Genomic DNA, 19,753 nt, shown 5'->3' with positions numbered 1-19,753 from the left:
GGCGGCATCACGACTTGGCGGCGGAGGCTGCCGCCGCGACGGTCAAGCCACTGACGAATTGTCGCAGTCGCATCGTAAACCGCTCGTGTTTAAGCAAAATTCGCGACGGAGATTGTCGCCTGCGTTCGATGACCACCACGCGATTTCGCCACTTTCGGCCAGTTTACTGATGACCTCGTTCTGGTAGATCAAAATTGCCAACAACAGCCCTTTCACTGGAATCATTGGCCCGTGCCAGACACTAACGACGAGGATTCGGCCATTGCCTTTGGTCCATTCCGGCTGCTTGCAAAGTCGCGGCTGCTGGAGAAGGACGGCGCTCCGCTTCACCTCGGCGGCCGCGCGCTCGACATCCTGATTGTTCTCGCCGAGCGCGCCGGCGAGGTCGTGGACAAGAGGGAGTTGATCAAGCGGATCTGGGCCGGCGTGACGGTCGACGAAGGCAGCCTGCGTTTCCACATCACGACACTGCGCAAGGCCCTGGGCGAAGCCGGCGAAGGTGCCCGCTACGTCATCAACGTCCCCGGACGCGGCTATTGTCTCGCCGCTCCGCTGCTCCGTCCGACATCTTCGGAGGGCCGGAGCAATCCGCCTGTCTCTTCGCCCCACTCGCTGCCCTCACCGCTTGCGCGGATGATCGGGCGGGACGACGCCGTCGAGAAGATCTTGGCCGAGCTCACCCTGCATCGTTTCGTCACGATCGTCGGCCCCGGCGGGATCGGCAAGACCTCGGTCGCACTCGCTGTCGCGCACCGCGAGCTCGAGGCCTTCGACGGCCAGGTATGCTTCGTCGATTTCGGAGCGCTGACGGATGCCCGGCTCGTTCCCGGAACGATTGCGGCCGCCCTGGGACTGACCATCAATTCCGACGATCCGATGCCGGGCCTGCTGACGTTCCTGCGCAGCCGGCGCACGCTGCTGGTGTTCGACAGTTGCGAGCACATCCTCGACGAGCTCGCCCCCCTGGCCGAGCGTCTCGTCCAGGAGGCGGTCGAGCTGCATATCCTCGCCACCAGCCGCGAATCCTTTCGCACCGAGGGTGAGCGCGTCCACCGGCTGTTTCCACTGGATTGCCCGCCACAGCGCGAAGGACTCGGCATCGCCGACATCCTTGCCTATCCCGCAAGCCAGCTCTTCGTGGAACGCATTGCCGAGAGCCTGAGCGAATTCGAACTCAGCGAGGAGGACGCGCCGCTCGTCGCCGAGATCTGCCGGCGGCTGGACGGAATTGCGCTCGCGATCGAGCTCGCGGCCGGACGCGTGAATGCCTATGGCATCGCCGGAACCGCCTCGCTGCTGGACAGCCGCTTCTCGCTGCTGTGGCGGGGACGGCGCAGCGCTATCCCGCGGCACCAGACCCTGAGCGCAGCGCTCGCCTGGAGCTATGACCTGCTGCCCGCAGCCGAGAGCGCGACGCTGCGCGGATTGTCGGTGTTCGTTGGACCGTTCACCCTGGAAGCCGCGCTTGCCGTCGCGTCCTGCCAGGGCATCGGCGAATCCGAGGCGGTCGAAGCCATCTCGAACCTGCTCTCCAAGTCCCTGATCGCGACCTCGCCCGCGGAGCGGCGGCTGCGCTATCGCCTGCTCGACACCACCCGCGCCTTCGTCGGCGGCAAGCTCGTCGAGAACGGGGAAGCGGCCCGCGTCGCGCGCGCCCATGCCGAATATTTCCGCGGCTTCCTCTTCGACGTCGCCCTCAAATCCTCGGGGCTGCAGAGCGCGGGCGGCTTCCTTCCCTATGCCGACCACCTGCCCAACGTGCGGGCCGCGCTGACCTGGAGCTTTTCGGACGGCGGCGACCGGGCCATCGGCGCGGATCTGGCGGCCTCTGCGGCCCAGTTCTTCCTCGAGCTGACATTGCTGACGGAATGCTATCGCTGGACACATCAGGCGCTGGCGTCTCTCGCTACGGGCGCGATGGACAGCCGCCAGGAGATGACGTTGCAGGCCGCGCTCGGCGTCTCCGTGATGTTCACGCAGGGCAATACCGAAGCGGTCCGCTCCGCGTTCACCCGCGGCCTCCAGCTTGCGCAGGAGCTCGAAGACCTGCACTGGCAGCTCTGGCTGCTGCGCGGCTTGCACGTCTACCTGACCAGGGTCGGAGACTTTCACGGCGCGCTCGGAACCAGCGTGCAGGGCGAAGGCGTCGCGCGGAAGCTGAACGATCCCGCCGCCGCGCGGAACGTGGAATGGATGCTCGGCGTCGCGCATCATCTGATCGGCAACCAGGACAAGGCCGTGCAGTTCTGCGAGAGCGCGATGGTGCACAATCCCGGCTCGCAGCGGCTGAATCTCGGCCATCTCGGTTATGACGACCGCATCGTTGCGCTGGTGGCGCTGGTGCGGGGGCTCTGGCTCACCGGCCGGCCCGATCGTGCGATCGAGGCGGCGAGATACACGGTGCGCGAGGCCGAGCTGCTCAAGCAGCCGCTCACGCTCGGCATTTCCCTGATCTGGACGATCTACGTGTTCCTCTGGGTCGGCGACTGGACCAATGCCGAAATCATGATCGAGCGGCTGATCGACCATGCCGAGCGGCACTTTCTCGGCCCCTATCATGCGGTCGGCCTCGGCCAGAAGGGCGAGCTGCTGCTGCGGCGCGGCGAGGTCGCCAGCGGGATCGAGCATCTTCGCCGCAGCCAGGCCACGCTGTACGCGACGCGGCACCGGATCATGACGACGGTGTTCGCGACGGCGCTCGCGGAGGGTCTTGCCGCCCAGGACCAGCCCGACGAGGCCTTGCGCATGATCGACGAGGCCATCGCGCAGATCCCCGATCACGGCGAATCCTTCGACATGCCGGAGATGCTCAGGGTCAAGGGCGACATCCTGGTCCGATCGGGCAATGCCGTGGAGGCCGAGAATTATTTCCGGAAATCGCTGGATCTGTCGCGCCGGCAATGCGCGCTCGGCTGGGAGCTGCGGGGGGCGATCAGCCTCGGCCGCGTCTGGCGTCAGGCCGGACAAGCCGGCGAGGCACGCAACCTGCTCGCCCCGCTCGTCGCGCGCTATCAGGAGGGCCTTCAAACCCGCGATCTGTTGGCTGCCAGGGAGCTCCTGGGCGCGCTGAATTGAGAGTATCTTCAACGGGATACCGCCATACTGCCCGCTCGCAACTCCTAACAACTTCTAACACGCCAAGCCGCATGCGCCCCGCCATGGTGGTGACGTTTCACGGTGGATATGGCGGGACATGGCTCTTCTTGACGATGTGATCGACGCCAGCGGCGGTTTGGCCCGCTGGAACGGCTTGAACCGCTTCACGCTCCATCTTTCCGTCGGTGGAACGCTGTTCTCCAGCGCCGGACACGCCAGAGAATTCAAGGATGTGACCGCGGAAGGCTCGACCCGGACGCAATCCGTCCGCTTCACCGGCATCACCGGGGGAGAACACTCAGGCTCGTTTCAACCGGACGCGATCACGATCGAAAGCCTGGATGGCGAGGTGCTGCGGACCTGGCCCAATCCGAGCCTTGCGTTTCCCGAAGCCAGCGCCCCCGCGCTTGCCGACGAACTGCATCTCGTCTTCTTCTGCGGCGTCGCGATCTGGAACTACCTGACGATCCCGTTCCTGCTCGCTCATTCCGATGTCGTGTTGGAGGAGCTGTCGCCCTGGCGTGAAGGCAGTGAGACCTGGCGGCGGCTGCGGGCCCAATTCCCCGCGCACCTGATCACGCTCGCGCCCGAGCAGATCTTCTATTTCGACGAGAACGCGCTGCAACGACGGACGGATCACGATCTCTTCGGGATGAAGGTCGCACATCATTCCTGGGCCCATGACAGTTTCGGCGGCATCGTGGTGCCGACGCTTCGCCGTGTGCAGGCGCTCCAGGCTGACGGAATCGTGATCGCCAAGCCGGTGCTGATGGACGTCGAGATCTTCGACGCCGTGTTCGAGTAGCGGCCACGGCACGCGGCCCTCGCAACGTCTAACACCACATAACGAGCCAACGGCCGAGCTTGGGTGCAGATTACGTTTGCCAGCGGCGAACGAACGCAGCAGCTCGGCGAAGACTTGCACGATGTGCTCCATCAGCAGGGAGCGCGTCATTCAGCGAACGCAATCAAGGGAATCCGTGTCATGAAAGTATTGATGGTCCTCACGTCCCACGACCAGCTCGGCAACACCGGACGCAAGACGGGCTTCTGGCTCGAAGAGCTTGCAGCCCCCTATTACGTCTTCAAGGATTCCGGCGCGGAGATCACGCTCGCCTCGCCCAAGGGCGGCCGCCCGCCGCTCGACCCCAAGAGCAACGAGCCCGAGTTCCGCACCGACCTTACGATCCGTTTCGAGAAGGATGCGGCCGCGGAGGCCCAGCTCGACAAGACGGTTCGCCTCGACAGCGTCAAACAGGAAGACTTCGACACGTTGTTCTATCCGGGCGGCCATGGGCCGATGTGGGACCTCGCCGACGACAAGGACTCGGTCAAGCTGATCGAATCCTTCCTCGCCGCCGGCAAGACGATCGCCGTCGTATGCCACTCGACCGGCGCGCTGCGCCACGTCAAGACGCCCGATGGCAAGCCGCTGGTCCAGGGCAAGGAAGTGACCGGATTCACCAACGGCGAGGAAGAGGATGTGGGCCTCACCAAGGTGGTCCCCTTCCTCGTCGAGGACGAGATGTTGAAGCTCGGTGCGGTGTTCTCGAAGACGGCAAACTGGGGCGTGCACGTCGTCAGCGCCGGTCAGCTGATCACGGGGCAGAACCCGCATTCGTCGGGCCCGGCCGCGCAGACGCTGCTCGCCGCCCTCAAGCGCAAGCCGATGGCGAAGGCTTCGTAGATTCCGGATGCGGTCGCATCTCGAGAGGCGCCTGCGACGGCGCCTCTCGACTCCGCCGCGATATTCCTCGGAGAGGACACGATCATGGACTTGCTTGCTTACACGAAGGCGATCGCAGAGCGCATTGAAGCAGAGGCTGCACGCGCCAAGGTTCCCGTCGCCGTTTGCGTCATCGACATCCACGGCAATGTCATCCTCAAGCACCGTATGAGTGGCGCGCCGACATTTTCGCTCGAACTGTCGGAGCGGAAGGCGTACACGTCCGCCCTGGTCGGGCTTCGAACCTCCGACCTGTCTCCGATGGTGCAGCCTGGACAGGCTCTCTTTCCGCTGATGGGCGTCGCGGGCGGACGCTTCTGCTCGATGGGTGGCGGCGCGCCGCTGACCATCGACGGACAGCTCGTCGCCGGCGTCGGCATCAGTGGCGGTACCGTCGAGCAGGACGTCGATATCCTCGAGGCGGGGCTTCGCGAACCCGCAGCCACCGATCGGGTCGACATGAAGATCGAGGTCGTCGTCCTGCCGGTCTCGGACGTCGCGCGCGCCAAGCGCTTCTATGCCGACCTCGGCTGGCGGCTCGACATCGACCATCAGGGCAAGGACAGCTATCGCGCGATCCAGTTCACGCCTCCCGGCTCGGGCTGCTCCGTCATTTTCGGCAGCAACCTCACCACCGCTGCTCCCGGCTCCGTGAAGGGACTTCATCTCATCGTATCCGACATCCAGGCCGCGTGTGACGATCTTCGCCGGCGCGGCATCACCGTCAGCGAGCCGTTCCACGATCCCGGCGGCATATTCCATCATGCCAGCGCGAGCGATCTCGCCGCGGGTCCGAATCCGCAGCGCAAAAGCTACGCTTCCTACGCCTCGTTCAACGACCCCGACGGCAATGGCTGGGTGTTCCAGGAAGTCACCGCGCGGCTGACCGGGCACATCGAGGACGGCGACGAAAGCTTTACGCCCGAGCTCACGGACGTCGTCCGGCGCGCTGAAGCTGCGGCCCGCGCGGGTGCCGGATCGGACGACCGCGCAGCGGCCTGACATCGGAGCGACGACATGAACATTCCAGCCACCCTCGCCCTCTCGGCCGCGCTTGCGTGCGCAGCCGTGCAGGCTTCGGCGCAGGATCTGCGATCGAGCCGGCGCTCGATCAGCTATCACACCGTCGAGATCCGGGGCCTCAAGATCTTCTACCGCGAGGCCGGGCCGGCCGACGCCCCGACCGTGCTGCTGCTGCACGGCTTTCCCTCATCGTCGCGGATGTGGGAGCCTCTGCTGCCGCTGCTTGCGGACAAATATCACCTGATCGCACCGGACTATCCCGGCTTCGGTAACAGCAGCGCGCCGCCGTCGTCCGACTTCACCTACACCTTCGACAACATTGCCGGCGTGATGAGTGAGCTCACGGCAAAGCTCGGTTTGAGCAACTACGTCCTGTTCATGCAGGATTACGGCGGCCCGGTCGGCTTCCGCATGGCGTTGGCGCATCCCGAACGTGTCAGCGGCATCATCATCCAGAATGCGGTCTCGCACGAGCAGGGGCTGAGCCCGCTCTGGGAAGCGCGGCGCAGATACTGGGCCGATCCGGCCCACGAGCTCGAGGCGCTCAAGGCCAACTTCACCTCTTTGGAGGCAACGCGACAGCGCCATCTCGGCTCCAGCCCGCATCCTGAGCGCTACGACCCCGACACCTGGACCGACGAATACGCGTTCCTGACGCGTCCAGGCCAAGCGGAGATCCAGACCACGCTGTTCCTGGATTACCGGACCAATGTTGCCTCCTATCCAAAGTGGCAGGATTGGTTGCGCAAGACGCGGCCGCCGACGCTGGTGGTCTGGGGCAAGTACGATCCGTCCTTCGCGGTCGCCGGCGCGGCGGCCTATCGCGACGATGTGCCTGAGGCTGAAGTCCACATCCTGGACGCCGGCCACTTCGCGCTGGATGAAGCCACTGACGAGATCGCTTCGCTCGTCCGCGACTTCCTTGCACGACTGGATGGACACAAGGGCTGAACACGAATGGCGACGGTGTGGCGACCCGCCACGTCTCGCACAATGCAACGACGACAGGAGATACGTATGTCCGACACCATCAACCGTGAACGCCGCCGCTTCTTCGGAGGCGCCGCGATGACGCTCGCCGCCGCCCAACTCTCGCTGGGCGCGCCGGCTGCGGCCAAGCCGGTAAAGTCCGCCGGCGCCATCAAGCCGGAGACAAACACCGCGTTCGCCTCCTTGAAACAGATCGACGCCGGCCTCCTCAATGTCGGCTATGCCGAAGCCGGGCCCGCCGACGGTCCGCCCGTGATCCTGCTGCACGGCTGGCCCTACGATATCTACGCCTTCGTCGACGTCGCACCGCTGCTGGCCGCGGCCGGCCATCGCGTGATCGTCCCCTATTTGCGCGGCTACGGCAGCACGCGTTTCCTGTCCGACGCGACGATGCGGAACGGGCAACCGGCGGCGATCGCGGCAGATGTCGTTGCCCTGATGGACGCGCTCAAGATCGACAAGGCCACCATCGCCGGCTTCGACTGGGGCGCGCGGACCGCCAACATCGTTGCCGCGCTGTGGCCACAGCGGGTCAAGGCGATGGTGTCGGTGAGCGGCTATCTGATCGGCAGCCAGCAGGCCGGCAAGATGCCGCTGCCGCCCAAGGCGGAGCTGCAATGGTGGTACCAGTTCTATTTCGCGACCGAGCGCGGCCGCGAAGGCTACGACAAGTACCGCCATGATTTCTCGAAGCTGATCTGGCAGCTGGCCTCGCCGCAATGGCACTTCGACGATGCCACTTTCGATCGCAGCGCCACGGCGTTCGATAATCCCGACCATGTCGCGATCGTGATCCACAATTATCGCTGGCGGCTCGGGCTCGCCGAGGGCGAGGCGAAATACGACGCGGACGAGACGCGCCTGGCGCAGGCGCCCGTGATCACCGTGCCCACCATCACCATGGAGGGTGACGCCAACGGCGCGCCGCATCCCGAGCCGTCCGCCTATGCCAAGAAATTCTCGGGCCGGTATTCACACCGGACCATCAAGGGCGGCATCGGCCACAATCTGCCGCAGGAGGCACCGAAGGCATTTGCCGACGCAGTTCTCGACGTCATGGCCGAAGCTTGAGACCGGATCGGCCAACGGCACTTAACAACGCTTAACGGGCGATCGCCTGCGTCCGCGCGTATCTCCATCAGGACAAGATACCGATGTGAGAGGTAACGGCCAGATGATTCCGCTGCTGGCGAATGCGATCGAGGCCCATGGCGGCCTCGATCGATGGAATGCCCGCGAGCGACTCTCCGCCACGATCGTGATGGGCGGCGATCTCTGGGCCTTGAAAGGCGTCGATCAGGATCAGGCCCCGCGCACGATCCGGATCGATCTGCACCGCGAGCGGGCGTCGGTCGAGCCATTCGGCAAGCCCGGCCAACGCACCGATTTCAGCCCCGAGCGGATTGCAATCGTCGCCGCGGACGGACGCATCGTCGCCGAGCGCCGCAATCCGCGCGCCGCGTTCGCCCGGCACGACATGCGGACCCATTGGGATTCGCTGCATCGCGCCTATTTCAACGGCTACGCGCTGTGGACCTCCATGACTACGCCCTTCCTGCTTGCGATGGACGGATTCGAGGTCCGGGAGATCGAGCCCTGGCACGAGGGCGCGGAGATCTGGCGCGGATTGCGGGCGACGTTCCCGGCCGAGATCGCGAGCCACGGCGCCGAGCAGGATTTCTATTTTGGTCCTGACCTGCTCATCCGCCGGCACGACTATCACGTCGAGATCGCCGGCAATTTTCCGGCGGCGCATTATCTATCCGCGCCCGTCACCGTTGACGGCTTCAGGCTCCCGACACGCCGGCGCATCTATCTGCGCGATGCAGATCTGATGCCGCTGCGCGATGAGCCGATGGTGTCGATCGACCTCTCGGATTTTCGATTCGACTGAGCGCTTTCAGGCTGACGGTTCGTCCAGCATGAACCGCGCCTTCTTCAAATCTGCCGTGGCGAATCCCTCTGTGAACCGCGCATAGGTTGCAGCGAGACCGTCGAGCGGATTCGCGGCGCCTTGCCGGCGGCGAAGCCCCGCAAGCGACATCTCGGTTCGCAGCTGCCAGGACAGCGCGCCCTGCTGCTCGGCCAGCGCGAACGATGTGGCAAGGCTCGCTTCGGCAGCATCGAGATCACCGGCACGCGCTTCGAGGTCGCCGCGACGGCGCAGCAGTTCCGGCATGTCGAAACCTCCGCCACCCTGCTCGACGCGGGCAATCGTCTCGTGCAGGACCTGCAATCCTTCCGTCAATCGTCCCAGGGCGACCAACGCTTGCGACAGGTCGGCAGCGAACGCGGAAACGTAAAGCTCGTAGCGATCCGCGTGCAGGCGCGGCAGCACCGTCCGCAGCAGATCGATGCCGCCGGCCACCTCGCCGCGGGCGATCATGGTCTGGGCTCGAAAACCGGATGCCACGGCCTCATAGGGCGTGAGCCCGTGCATGCTCGCATGCTGCGCCAGACGGTCCGTCATCGCCTCGACAGAGGCCCAGTCGCCGACCCAGCCGAACACCGAAGCGGACCAGCACAGCGCGATGCAATGCATCACCACGTCGCGCGGCGCGGCCGCGCCGACGAGCGGACGGACGCAGTCGAGCGCACGGTCGGGAAAGCCGCGCAGCCACAACACCCGCGCCAGCGGAATCTGCGGCGTGCGCGCATAGGCGAAATGCCCGGGTTGCGTTCCGCGCAACGCAGCGTCGTCGCGCACGCCTTCGTCGAGATGGGCCTGCGCCGCGGTCTGGTCTCCGGCGAGATGATAGGACACCCCGAGCAGCGCCTTGCTGCCCGCTACGCCTGCGGTGTCGCCGATCAGTCGGGCAATCCGCTCGGCATGGAGTGCGGTCGGCACCAGATGCCGGTAGTCGCCGGTCCGGCGGTAGAACATGTTCAGCCGCGACAGCAACCTGAATGTGTTGGCGTGATCGCCAAGTGCTTCCGATATCGCAAGCCCGCGTCGCAGTGCGGCCTCGGCCTGCTCGCTGTTTCGCTCCGTGAACATGAAGGCGTGACCGAGCGTCGACTGGAGTTCCAGCTCCCATCGGCCGCCCCGGTTGGCATCATCGAGCGCTGCGAGCGCGCGGCCCGACCAGATCCGCGCCTCGTTCAGCAAACTGAGCTCGACCAACAGCCTTGCGCAGCTTCCGGCGAGCGGCACACGCTGGGCGGCGCCGTCATCGTTCGCATAGCACCATTCCAGCGCCGCGCGGGCGTCGGCGAGCAGGCTGGCGCGCTCCTGCGAGCGGGACGCCTGATCGCCGCCCTGCTCGGCCATGCCGGCTTCGAGCGTGCGCTGAACATACGAGGCGTGACGACGGGCGATCGCGCCCGCCTCGCCGCAATCGGCGAGCTTCTGCATGGCATAGGCGCGCGTGGCATCCAGCAGGCGATAGCGCCGCGAGGCGCCGTCCGGCTGGGACGATACCAGCGATTTTGCGACCAGCTGCTCCAGCGCGTCTACGACACGATCGGCCAGTGCACCATCGTCGGCCGCGATCGCGATCACGCCCTTGAGCGTGAACGGACCTGCGAAAATGGCGAGCCGCTGAAACACCGTCCGCTCGCTCTCCCCGATCAGGCCAAAGCTCCAGTCGAGCGTGGCACCGAGCGTCTGCTGTCGCGGCGGCGCCGTTCGTCGCCCGCGCCATTCCAGCTTGAGCCTGGAGTCGAGCAATGCGGCCATCTCCCGCAATCCGTAGACGCCGGCGCGCACGGCGGCGAGCTCGATCGCCAGCGCAATACCATCCAGCTTGCCGCAGATCTCGGCGAGGACCTCGGCATCCTCATCCGTGATGTCGCCCCGATGTCCCGCGGCGGCGGCGCGATCAATGAACAGTCGCGCGGCGGGATAGTCCAGCACCTCATCGGCGCTGAGGCGGGTCCCCTGCGGCGGGCCCGGCAGAGGAACGAGCTCGAAGATCTGCTCGCCTTCAACCAGCAGCGACTCGCGGCTGGTCGCGAGAATGGCGATGCCGGGCGCCTCGCGATAGATGTTTTCGGCGAGGCGCGCGACCTCGTCGATGACGTGCTCGCAGCTGTCGAGGATCAGAAGCAGCCGCCGTCCGCGCAGGAAATTGACGATGCTGCCCGAGGGATCATCGTGGTGCACGACGAGGCCGAGGGCGGCGGCGATCGTGCTCGCGACCAGGGCGGCGTCCTTCAACGGACCAAATTCGAGGAAATGGACGCGGCCCTCGAATGTCTGCCACATGTCATGGGCGAGCGCGGTCGCAACGGTGGTCTTGCCGATGCCGCCCGGCCCTCGCAGCGTGACGAAACGGTCGCTGAGCAGACGGGTCGACAGTTCCGCCAGCACGTCGTCCCGACCAATCATCCGGTCCAGCCGATGCGGCAAGGACGGCGGCGATGCCACTTGCGCGGGTGCCCGCTGCACGGACGCCGGTGCCGCCGCGCGCTCGCCGCGCTGGACGGGCGCGACGAAGCAATAGCCCCGGCTCGGGACGTTGGTGATGTAGCGGGCGCCGTCCTTGCCGTCGCCGAGCACCTTGCGCAACTCCGCGACATGGACCCGCAGGCTGATCTCCTCGACCGCAAGGCCCGACCACGCGTAGCCGAGGATCTCGTTCTTCGGCACCACTTCGCCGGCGCGGCTGACGAGCAGACGCAGAATATCCATCGCGCGACTGCCGAGCTTGACCGGAGCGCCATCCTTCTCGAGCAGCCGCGATCTCAGGGAGAACGGCCCGAACGAGACCGCATCGAGATCGAGATTCACCCCAGCGGCACTGCTGATGGGGCCATGTTCTGCCGGAAGCTCGGTCATTTCTCGCTCATCCTGACGACCACTGCATCGAGAGGCGCGGCGACCATATCCAGCACCGACGCGAGGTCCGTTAAGGGCAGAGTGCGAGCCTCACACCGGCGTGTCGATCGTCGCGGCATGTGCCGCGCCACCCCCGCACCACGCCAATCGGCGCAAAGAGTTGAAAAGTTTGACAAAGTCGGACTCCCTGCGACGGGCTGTCACATCATGGGCGAGCAAACAAAATCTAACACATCCTAATCATCACTAACGGGCTTCTTGCCCGGCGCACGCCTATCCTCTGAGCATGGAAAACCTTCTCGAAAGCCGTGTTGAAAGCTTTGGGCTTGAGAGTTTGCCGGTCGCCGCCAGCGGCCGCGATGCCAGGAGAGGACGAGCGATGTTGACCGACTTGCAGGCGGCGCCTGCCTGGATTGATCTTCAGGCCGACCCGCGCGACCACCGGGTCCGTCAGGCAGCACCGGCGATCCCCAGGGAAAGCGGGTGGCGGCGGATCGACCACGCCCCGGAGGCGGCAATCGAGGACATCACGATCTCGCGATGGGAGGATTTCAACGACAGCTCGTCGCACGACGCGACGACGCCGGAGGATCGCTATTTCGTCGGCATCGCGCTGAAGACCACGCGCGCGAAATTGACCCGCGAGCGCCAGGTCATTTTCGACGGCACCATGCCCGCAGGGACGCTCTATGTCAGCGCGCCGTCGAAGCCTCTCGCCGCGCAATTCCAGGCGCCTTGCGCCTTCCTGCACTTCCACATCTCCACCGATCATTTCCCGGCGCAATTGCCTGCCGCTGAAGGACTTGGCGACCTCGTCCTGCTGCGCGACCCGCTCGCCGCCGAGCTCGCCAAGGCGCTGACCGAGCACGGCAATGCCGCGGACCACGAATTCGCGCGCTGCATCGGCCAGACCCTTGCAATGCATCTGATGCGACTGGAGCCGCCGCGCGCCCGGGTCAATGCCTTGCCGAAATGGCGGCTGCGGCGCGTCGAGCAATACATCGCCGATCATTTCGACCGCTGCATCAGCCTGTCCGAACTCGCCAATGTCGCTGGCCTGTCCCGGATGCACTTTGCAGCGCAATTCCGCGCCGCGACCGGCTACCGTCCGCGCGAATATCTGCTCAATCACCGGATCGAGCATGCGAAGACGTTGCTCGCGACGACCGGGCGGCCACTGGCCGAGATCGCGCTTGCCGTCGGGTTCAGCACCCAGGCGCATTTTTCGACCGTCTTCAAGCGCATCAGCGGCCAGTCTCCGGCACGCTGGCGCCTCGCCAGCAAGGCCAAGCCTCTCGCAGTCGAAGCGCTGCCACGGCACCGTCATGCTGCGGACAGGGACTGGACCGCCAGCGCGGCCGCGTAGCGCGTCTTTGCGACACGGCCAACGGCATGGAATTGCGGAATACGCGTCTGGTTTGGTCTGCAACCTTTCGAACGTAAGTGCCCTGCCACTTGCGCCGGCTCGCGCCCTCCTCCTCCCGGGCCACGAGCCACTCGGGGCCGTTCCTGCTCCCACACAGGACGGCCCCCTTTTCCTTGTGTCGCTGCAACCGCCACCGCGGCGCGCGGCATCACGCACGCGGACCGCTGCGGCCGGACTCGTACAGGAACCAGACCCGACGCTCGGCCTCGTCGATCCAGTTCTCGATCAGGCTTGCGGTTGCGACGTCGCGATATTCGTCGCAAAGCTCGTGCACGCGCCGCATCTCCCGCGTCAGCTGCTGGTTGTCACTGCGCAACTCCGCCAGCATGTCCAGAGGGTCGACATAGTCCGCGTCGTTGTCGAGGATGCGCTGCTCGCGCGCGATGTGGCCGATCGATCGCAGCGTCGTGCCGCCGATCTTGCGCGCGCGTTCGGCGATGTCGTCGGTCATGGCGAAGATCTGGTCGGCCTGCTCGTCCAGCAGCAGGTGATAGTCACGAAAATGGCTGCCCGACATGTGCCAGTGGAAGTTCTTGGTCTTCAGATAGAGCGCGAAGACGTCGGCGAGCAGGGCACGCAGCGCGGCGGGAATGTCCCGGTTCGCATTGGCGCCGAGATCGGTCGGGCTTTGAAGATCTGCCTTGGTCATGTTCGTTGATCCTTTGGTGGGGTCACGAACCCTTAGCAGTGCGACGCGGGAGCTTTCTTTCGTCATGCCCGGGCCGATTTCGAATTCGCACGGGTGGCTCGTGTACAAAAGCACACCAACTCCGTCATCCTGAGGTGCTCCTGGCGCGATGCAAGGCATCGCGCCAGGAGCCTCGAAGGATGAACGGCCGGGATGCAGCCGGGCCGTCGCCCTTAGAGGCTCGCCGAAGAGGCGAGCACCTCAGGCGACAACCGCTTCGCGGTTGCGCCGGGGTGACGGTGATGGATGGGGGCATGTTGCCATCGTCATTGCGGGCGCAGCAAAACAATCCAGAATCCCTCCGCGGAAAGACTCCGGATTGCTTCGCTGCACTCGCAATGAAGGAGCAAGGGACGAACGCCCCCTACACCGGATCGAATGCCCGGATCGGCGGCAGATTGCCGGTGAACTTTTCCACCTCCACCGTCGTCAGCTGCCCGGTGCAGCCCTGCGCAAAGGACGAAGTGCCGATGTCGCGGGTGAGCACGTTCGGATTGCCGTGGACGCAGAGCGGCGCGTCGTCCTCGGGGTCCATCGGGTCGTACCAGGCGCCGGTCGGCAGCTGCACGACACCGGCCGCGATGCCGTCGGTGACGTGGACGGCCGCAAGGCACGCGCCGCGCTCGTTGAACAGGCGAATGATGTCGCCGTCCTTGATGCCGCGCGCGTCGGCATCAACAGGGTTCATGCGCGCGACCTCGCGGCCGCGATGTTTGGCTCCGAGCGAATGTCCGCCGAAGTCGAGCTGGCTGTGCAGACGTGTCACCGGCTGGTTGGCGACGAGGAAACACGGCGCGCCGGGCTTGGGCATGTCGGTCTTGTCGAGCCAGACCGGATGGCCGGGACAATCCGCATCGCCATGGCCCGCAATCTTGGCCGAGTAGATCTCGATGCGGCCGCTCGGCGTCGGCAGCGGATGGCTGACCGGATCCGCGCGAAAACTGCGCAGCCGGCCGCCGTCGTCCGGCTGTTGCGGCACGACCAGGCTGCCGCGTTGCCAGAATTCGTCGAAGCTCGGGGCCTCCAGCCCACGCGCTTCGAGCGAGGCGCGGGTCGGTTTATAAAGATACTCCAGCCATTCCCGCGACGTGCGTCCTTCGGTGAAGGGCTCGCGCGCGCCGAGACGTTCGGCAAGATCGGCAAAGATATCGTAATCGTCACGCGCCAAGCCAAACGGCTCGGCGATCTGGTGCATCGCGACCATCAGCGGATCGTTGCTGGAATAGCCGATGTCCTCGCGCTCGAGCGTCATCGTCGACGGCAGCACGATGTCGGCGTGCCGCGCCGTCGCGGTCCAGGCAAGCTCGTGCACGACGAAGGTGTCGAGTTGCGCAAACGCCTTGCGCAGGCGGTTGATGTCCTGGTGATGATGGAAGGGATTGCCGCCCGCCCAGTAGACGAGGCGGATGTCCGGATAAGTGCGCGTCTCGCCATTGTAGCGATAGCTGGTTCCGGGATTGAGCAGCATGTCGGCGATGCGCGCGACCGGAATGAAATCACGGACGCCGTTGCGGCCCTGCCCCAGCGTCGGCCCCGGGACGTCGTTGACGCGGCGGCCGTAATAGCCGATCGCTCCCAGCGAATAGCCGTAGCCGCCGCCGGGCAAGCCGATCTGGCCGAGAGCTGCCGCCAGCACCATGCCCATCCATACCGGCTGCTCGCCATGCTCGGCGCGCTGGAGCGAATGCGAGACGGTGATGAGCGCGCGCTTTCCGGCAAGGCGGCGCGCCAGCGTGCGGATCGTGTTGGCGCCGACGCCGCAGATCGCCGCAGCCCATTCGGCGTGCTTGGCTTGCCCATCGCTCTCGCCGGTGAGATATCGCAGGAAGACGGGCCAGCCTTCCGTGTAGCGATCGAGAAAGGCCTGGTCGTGCAGGTTTTCGCTCACCAGCGTGTGGACGATGCCGAGCATCAGCGCGGTGTCGGTGCTCGGCACGCAGGTCATCCATTCGGCACCGGCCTCGACCGGCAGATCTTCACGCAGCGGGCTGACGAGAATGAACTCGCAGCCACGCTTGCGCGCAGCTGCCATGGCGCCGCGCTCGACATGCTTGCTGATCGAGCCGCCGGCCACCATGGAGTTCTTCAGCGCCATGCCGCCGAACGCCAGCACGATGTCGGTCTGGCCTGCGATCTGCTCCCAGGTGACGTTGCGCTTGGTGATGTCTTCATAGCCCGCCAAAATCTGCGGCAGCAGCACCGAGGATGCACCCGAGGAATAAGAATTCACCGAACGCACATAGCCGCCCATCGCGATGTTGAGGAAGCGATGCACCTGGCTCTGGGCGTGATGGAAGCGGCCCGCGCTCGACCAGCCATAGGAGCCGCCGAACACCGCGCCCGGCCCGCTTGTGTCGCGGATGCGGCCAAGCTCGTCGCCGAGGAGGTCGAGCGCCTTCTCCCAGCTGACGGAGACAAATTCGTCGCGGCCGCGGCGATCGTCGGGGCCAGGCCCGCGCTCGAGCCAGCCGCGGCGGATCGCAGGCTGGGCGATGCGCGCCTGGTGGCGCAGCGCGCCGGGGAAATTGTCGATGATGCCGTTCGGATCAGGATCGCCCGCATAGGCCCTGACCTCCAGCCCGGCCGCCCCCTGGCGCGCGGAAAACACGCCCCAATGCGAGGTGTGCGGCTTGAAGCCGTCGGACAGGTCGAGGCCGGGGTCGGGGAAGCCAATCGTATCGTCCATCGTCTGATCCTTGTTCCGGGCACGGCACGGTCCGGCCGCTCCCGTGTCAATTCCGGTGGCAGTATACCGATCCACATCCCAATGTCGTCGGATCAGGGCCGGCGGAAATGCCGGGCGCTCGTGCGCAAACACAGGTGAGTGAACCTTCGAAGAACAGATCGGCGGCGACGCTACGGAACCTTTGTTCCATTATTTTCAAATACTTATGGACGAACCGTCACGGCTATCCGATCGGCCCATGGGCAGGCATCGTCGCTGAAATCTGCGTCGTTTTCCCGAGACGAGAGGTCTCAGGGCGATTGCCGGAAAACCAGGCGACAGATGCGGGCCAGAGTTGAGTCGCGCCCGCTCGAAATGTGCGATATGTCGCCCATCCCCGCAGCAACATCGGTTTCATCATGATCCAGCGCGTCTTGCCCTACGAAGGTCTGCTCCACGAAGTGGTCGAGCATAACGGCGTGCTCTACATCGGAGGGATCGTCCCCGAGGACACGAGCCTCGACATGTCGGGGCAGGCCAATGACGTCCTCGGCCAGCTCGCGCGCCTGATGAAGTCCTTCGGATCCGATCTGGCCAACGTCCTGCAGGTGACCATCTACATGACCAACCTGAAGGAGAAGGCAGAGTTCAACGCGGCCTGGAAGGCGCACTTCGCAGAAGCGCACCTGCCGGCGCGCGCCGCCATCGGCGTGGCCGATCTCGGCCCGGGCGTCAAACTCGAGATGACCGCCATCGCTGCACGGCCGAGTCAGGCTTGAAGGCCGGGCTCACAGTCAAAGGCTGAGCATAGCGCGTTTCTTCTAGAACGTCCCGGCCACCGTCACGCGGAACGTCAGTGGCTCGACCGGATGCAGCACGTAGTCCATCACGCCGTTCTGGCAGACGGCGGTCGGCGCGGTGCCCGACGCGCAGAGATTGTAGAGCGTATCCGTCTTCAGCAGCGAACCATAGGCATAGGTGATCTGGTTCGCCTGCGCGTTGAAGAGATTGAGCACGTCGAGCTGGATGCGCCAGCCGTTGTCGGCACGATAGCCGAGGCGGCCGTTGAAGATGCTGGTCGCGGACGAGCGAAAGGCGTTGTCTTCGGTCAGCGGGCTGGAGGCGAGATAGCGCCAGCGTATTCCGCCGAACCATCCGGTCTTGTCGCCGAGGGTGATACCGGCCGATGCCACCATCGGCGGCGCGTTCGGAATGTAGTTGCCCGGCGCGTTGCCGATCTGCGCCTCCGGATAGCCGGCGAGCGAGGCATAGACCGCGGCCTGGTCGCCGTCATAGCCGCGAAAGCGCGCATGGGTCATCGCCAGGTCGGCGTCGATGTCGATCCAGGATCGCGGCCGGTAGTGATTGGTCCACTCCAAGCCATAGCGGCGGCTGGCGCGGGTCGCCTCGGTGTCGCCAGCATCGCCGGAGAACAGGATCTCGGAATCCTGATCGAGAATGAAGACGCTGAACGAAGAGTCGAGGCCCGGGAGGATCCGGCTGCGAACGCCGACCTCGGCGCCCCGGGTGCGCACCAGCAGCGGCGCCTGCGAGAGTTTTGTCGCGGGATCGCCGGGACCTTCCGTCGTGGTGGCGCCGCGGGCGTCGTTCGAGTGCATGCCGTAGCCGGCGCCGAGGAAGAATTCGGTCCGGTTGAACGGCCCGAGCACCATCCGGAATTTCGGGCTGCCGAGCGAGGCATCGACGCTGCCGGAATTGCCGGAATTGAACAGCGAGGTGACGTTGGCCGCATAAAAGTCACCGCGCCAGCCCATTGTGGTCCTGAGCCAGTCGGTCCAGCGCAGGGTGTTTTCCGCGTAGACGCCGACGCTGCCCTCGCCGACCTTGTCGCTGCGGACATTGGCGTGGAAGCTGCGCTGGACGGTGTTGGTGAGCGCCAGATCAACCGCGTCATAGCGCGATTGCAGACCGAAAGTGGTCTGCATCGGCAGGCCCGCGAACGAGCCGTTCAGCGTGCGCGCGATGTTGGCACCGGCCATCAGGCGGTCGTCGTGCTGGTGGAACTGGTCGCCGAGCACGGGATCGCCGAGGTAGTAGGTAAAGTTGTTGTAGAGGTCGAGCTGGCTCTTCACGACATAGGCGTTCGCCTTCCAGGAGCCGAGATCATCGCTTTGCGTCACGCGGCCCGAGAGCGCGAAGCGATTTGTGTTGCCGCCGTCGCTTCTGTCCTCCGAGCCGAAGCGGTCGAGCAGGCCGGCCGCGAGCGCGCGCTGCGGCACCTGGTCGGTGGAATTCCATCTGTTCGCATAGGCCATGCCGGTGACGGAGACGCCATCGGTCGCGGTGCCCTGGCTGTAGCGCACGAGCCCGTTCAGCTTGCGAACATTGTCCGGGTTGTCCCACGGACCGTTGTAGGTGCCGAGCTCGCCGGCGACGAGCAGCGCCCCGTCACCGACCTTGGCGGAGTCCATGCCGAGCAGGCGGTGATAACCAAAACTGCCGACGGTCACCTGCGCAAGGCCCTTCTCGGTACGGTCGATCAAGCCGATATGGACGCTGCCGGCGGAGGCGAAATCGCCCGTGTCGGCGAAATACGGGCCCTTGCGCACATCCATCGCGCCGACGGTTTCCGGAATCAGCCAGTTGAGATCGGCATAGCCCTGGCCGTGCGCGTGGGTGCGCATGTTGACGGGGACGTTGTCGACGGAGATTGCGAGGTCGGTGCCGTGGTCGAGGTTATAGCCGCGCAAGAAATACTGGTTGGCTTTGCCTTCGCCGGAATGCTGGGTCACGATCAGCCCCGGTATGGCTTCGAGCGCCTCGCCTGGCCGCGCGAAGGGGCGCGCGTTGAGCTCTTCACCGGAGACGGTGAGTTCGCTGGCCATGCCCTGTGGCCCCTGTGCGCCGGAGGCGACACTGCGGGTGCCCGACATTTGCGCCGCTGCGGGAGAGACGAAGATGCGATGGCCGGTCGGGACCGGCCTGCCGGCGCGCCGCGGTGCAGGCGACTTCTTGCGATGCGGCGTCTCGCCGCCGAATATCTGGACCGGTGGCAGCTCACGCAAGGTGCCATCGCTCTGCGCGAGGGCGCTACCGTCATCCGCAAGAAGCACGAAGGCTGAGAGCACCGTCAGCGGCCCACTGCGCCGGCCGGGCTCAGGCTGCCTCGGTCGCATCGGCACATTCCAGGACTTTTGCCGCGACGCGGTGCCGGCCATCCGCAAACATACGGCGACAGGTCGCGACCGAAACGAGCCAGGCGAGCGCGAACAGCGCGATCACGGCGAAGCCGAAATTGGCGAGCGAGTCGTTGACGGCCTCGACCAGCGCCCACAGCACGCCGGGCTCGAACGCCTGCCTCGCGACACCACCTGACTGAACCACGCCATCCCTCCGAG

At 65.6% G+C, this 19,753-nt stretch carries 14 protein-coding genes; 9 read left to right on the top strand and 5 right to left on the bottom strand.

Annotated features, from left to right (window positions below):
- Window positions 1–231 precede the first annotated feature (231 nt).
- From AC1RUR_RS24830 to AC1RUR_RS24800, 7 genes are all read left to right on the top strand, one after another.
- Window positions 232–3,075, top strand: a complete 2,844-nt coding sequence (locus tag AC1RUR_RS24830; protein WP_492848823.1) for an ATP-binding protein — start codon at window positions 232–234, stop codon at window positions 3,073–3,075.
- A 118-nt stretch (window positions 3,076–3,193) separates the two neighbouring features.
- Complete coding sequence (locus tag AC1RUR_RS24825) at window positions 3,194–3,901, top strand: hypothetical protein (RefSeq protein ID WP_492848821.1); 708 nt, start codon at window positions 3,194–3,196, stop codon at window positions 3,899–3,901.
- 180 nt (window positions 3,902–4,081) lie between these two features.
- Window positions 4,082–4,783 carry a type 1 glutamine amidotransferase domain-containing protein gene (locus AC1RUR_RS24820; protein ID WP_492848819.1) on the top strand — a complete coding sequence of 234 codons (702 nt, stop codon included), beginning with the start codon at window positions 4,082–4,084 and terminating at the stop codon, window positions 4,781–4,783.
- Between the two features lie 84 nt (window positions 4,784–4,867).
- On the top strand, window positions 4,868–5,824 hold the full coding sequence (locus tag AC1RUR_RS24815) for a heme-binding protein (RefSeq protein WP_492848817.1): 957 nt from the start codon (window positions 4,868–4,870) through the stop codon (window positions 5,822–5,824).
- Between the two features lie 15 nt (window positions 5,825–5,839).
- Complete coding sequence (locus tag AC1RUR_RS24810; protein WP_492848815.1) at window positions 5,840–6,796, top strand: alpha/beta fold hydrolase; 957 nt, start codon at window positions 5,840–5,842, stop codon at window positions 6,794–6,796.
- Window positions 6,797–6,862: 66 nt separating this feature from the next.
- Entirely contained in the window at window positions 6,863–7,906 is a 1,044-nt protein-coding gene (locus AC1RUR_RS24805) for an alpha/beta fold hydrolase (protein ID WP_492848813.1), read from the top strand.
- A gap of 103 nt (window positions 7,907–8,009) precedes the next feature.
- Window positions 8,010–8,729 carry a hypothetical protein gene (locus AC1RUR_RS24800; RefSeq protein WP_492848811.1) on the top strand — a complete coding sequence of 240 codons (720 nt, stop codon included), beginning with the start codon at window positions 8,010–8,012 and terminating at the stop codon, window positions 8,727–8,729.
- A gap of 6 nt (window positions 8,730–8,735) precedes the next feature.
- Here the strand turns inward: AC1RUR_RS24800 and AC1RUR_RS24795 are convergent, their stop codons facing one another.
- Complete coding sequence (locus AC1RUR_RS24795) at window positions 8,736–11,615, bottom strand: ATP-binding protein (protein ID WP_492848809.1); 2,880 nt, start codon at window positions 11,613–11,615, stop codon at window positions 8,736–8,738.
- A 379-nt stretch (window positions 11,616–11,994) separates the two neighbouring features.
- Between AC1RUR_RS24795 and AC1RUR_RS24790 the strand changes: the two genes are divergently transcribed.
- Window positions 11,995–12,981: a helix-turn-helix domain-containing protein gene (locus tag AC1RUR_RS24790; protein ID WP_492848807.1), complete on the top strand. Its 987-nt coding sequence runs from the start codon at window positions 11,995–11,997 to the stop codon at window positions 12,979–12,981.
- Between the two features lie 208 nt (window positions 12,982–13,189).
- Here the strand turns inward: AC1RUR_RS24790 and AC1RUR_RS24785 are convergent, their stop codons facing one another.
- Window positions 13,190–13,690 carry a Dps family protein gene (locus tag AC1RUR_RS24785; RefSeq protein ID WP_492848805.1) on the bottom strand — a complete coding sequence of 167 codons (501 nt, stop codon included), beginning with the start codon at window positions 13,688–13,690 and terminating at the stop codon, window positions 13,190–13,192.
- Window positions 13,691–14,093: 403 nt separating this feature from the next.
- Window positions 14,094–16,415 carry a molybdopterin guanine dinucleotide-containing S/N-oxide reductase gene (locus tag AC1RUR_RS24780; RefSeq protein ID WP_492848803.1) on the bottom strand — a complete coding sequence of 774 codons (2,322 nt, stop codon included), beginning with the start codon at window positions 16,413–16,415 and terminating at the stop codon, window positions 14,094–14,096.
- A gap of 398 nt (window positions 16,416–16,813) precedes the next feature.
- Here AC1RUR_RS24780 and AC1RUR_RS24775 point away from each other — a divergent pair, with 398 nt between their 5' ends.
- Window positions 16,814–17,173, top strand: coding sequence for a RidA family protein (locus tag AC1RUR_RS24775; RefSeq protein ID WP_492848801.1), 360 nt, complete (start codon window positions 16,814–16,816; stop codon window positions 17,171–17,173).
- A 42-nt stretch (window positions 17,174–17,215) separates the two neighbouring features.
- Here the strand turns inward: AC1RUR_RS24775 and AC1RUR_RS24770 are convergent, their stop codons facing one another.
- Together AC1RUR_RS24770 and AC1RUR_RS24765 are read right to left on the bottom strand one after the other, a co-directional pair.
- Complete coding sequence (locus AC1RUR_RS24770) at window positions 17,216–19,531, bottom strand: TonB-dependent receptor (RefSeq protein WP_492848799.1); 2,316 nt, start codon at window positions 19,529–19,531, stop codon at window positions 17,216–17,218.
- Complete coding sequence (locus AC1RUR_RS24765) at window positions 19,512–19,739, bottom strand: hypothetical protein (RefSeq protein ID WP_492848797.1); 228 nt, start codon at window positions 19,737–19,739, stop codon at window positions 19,512–19,514. The genes AC1RUR_RS24770 and AC1RUR_RS24765 overlap by 20 nt, the downstream gene beginning before the upstream one ends.
- Window positions 19,740–19,753 lie beyond the last annotated feature (14 nt).

The sequence above is a fragment of the Bradyrhizobium sp. GW821-FHT12B03 genome (genome assembly GCF_058807535.1).
The sequence above is the reverse complement of the archived record's forward strand: the minus strand, read 5'-3'. Positions and strand labels throughout refer to the sequence as shown.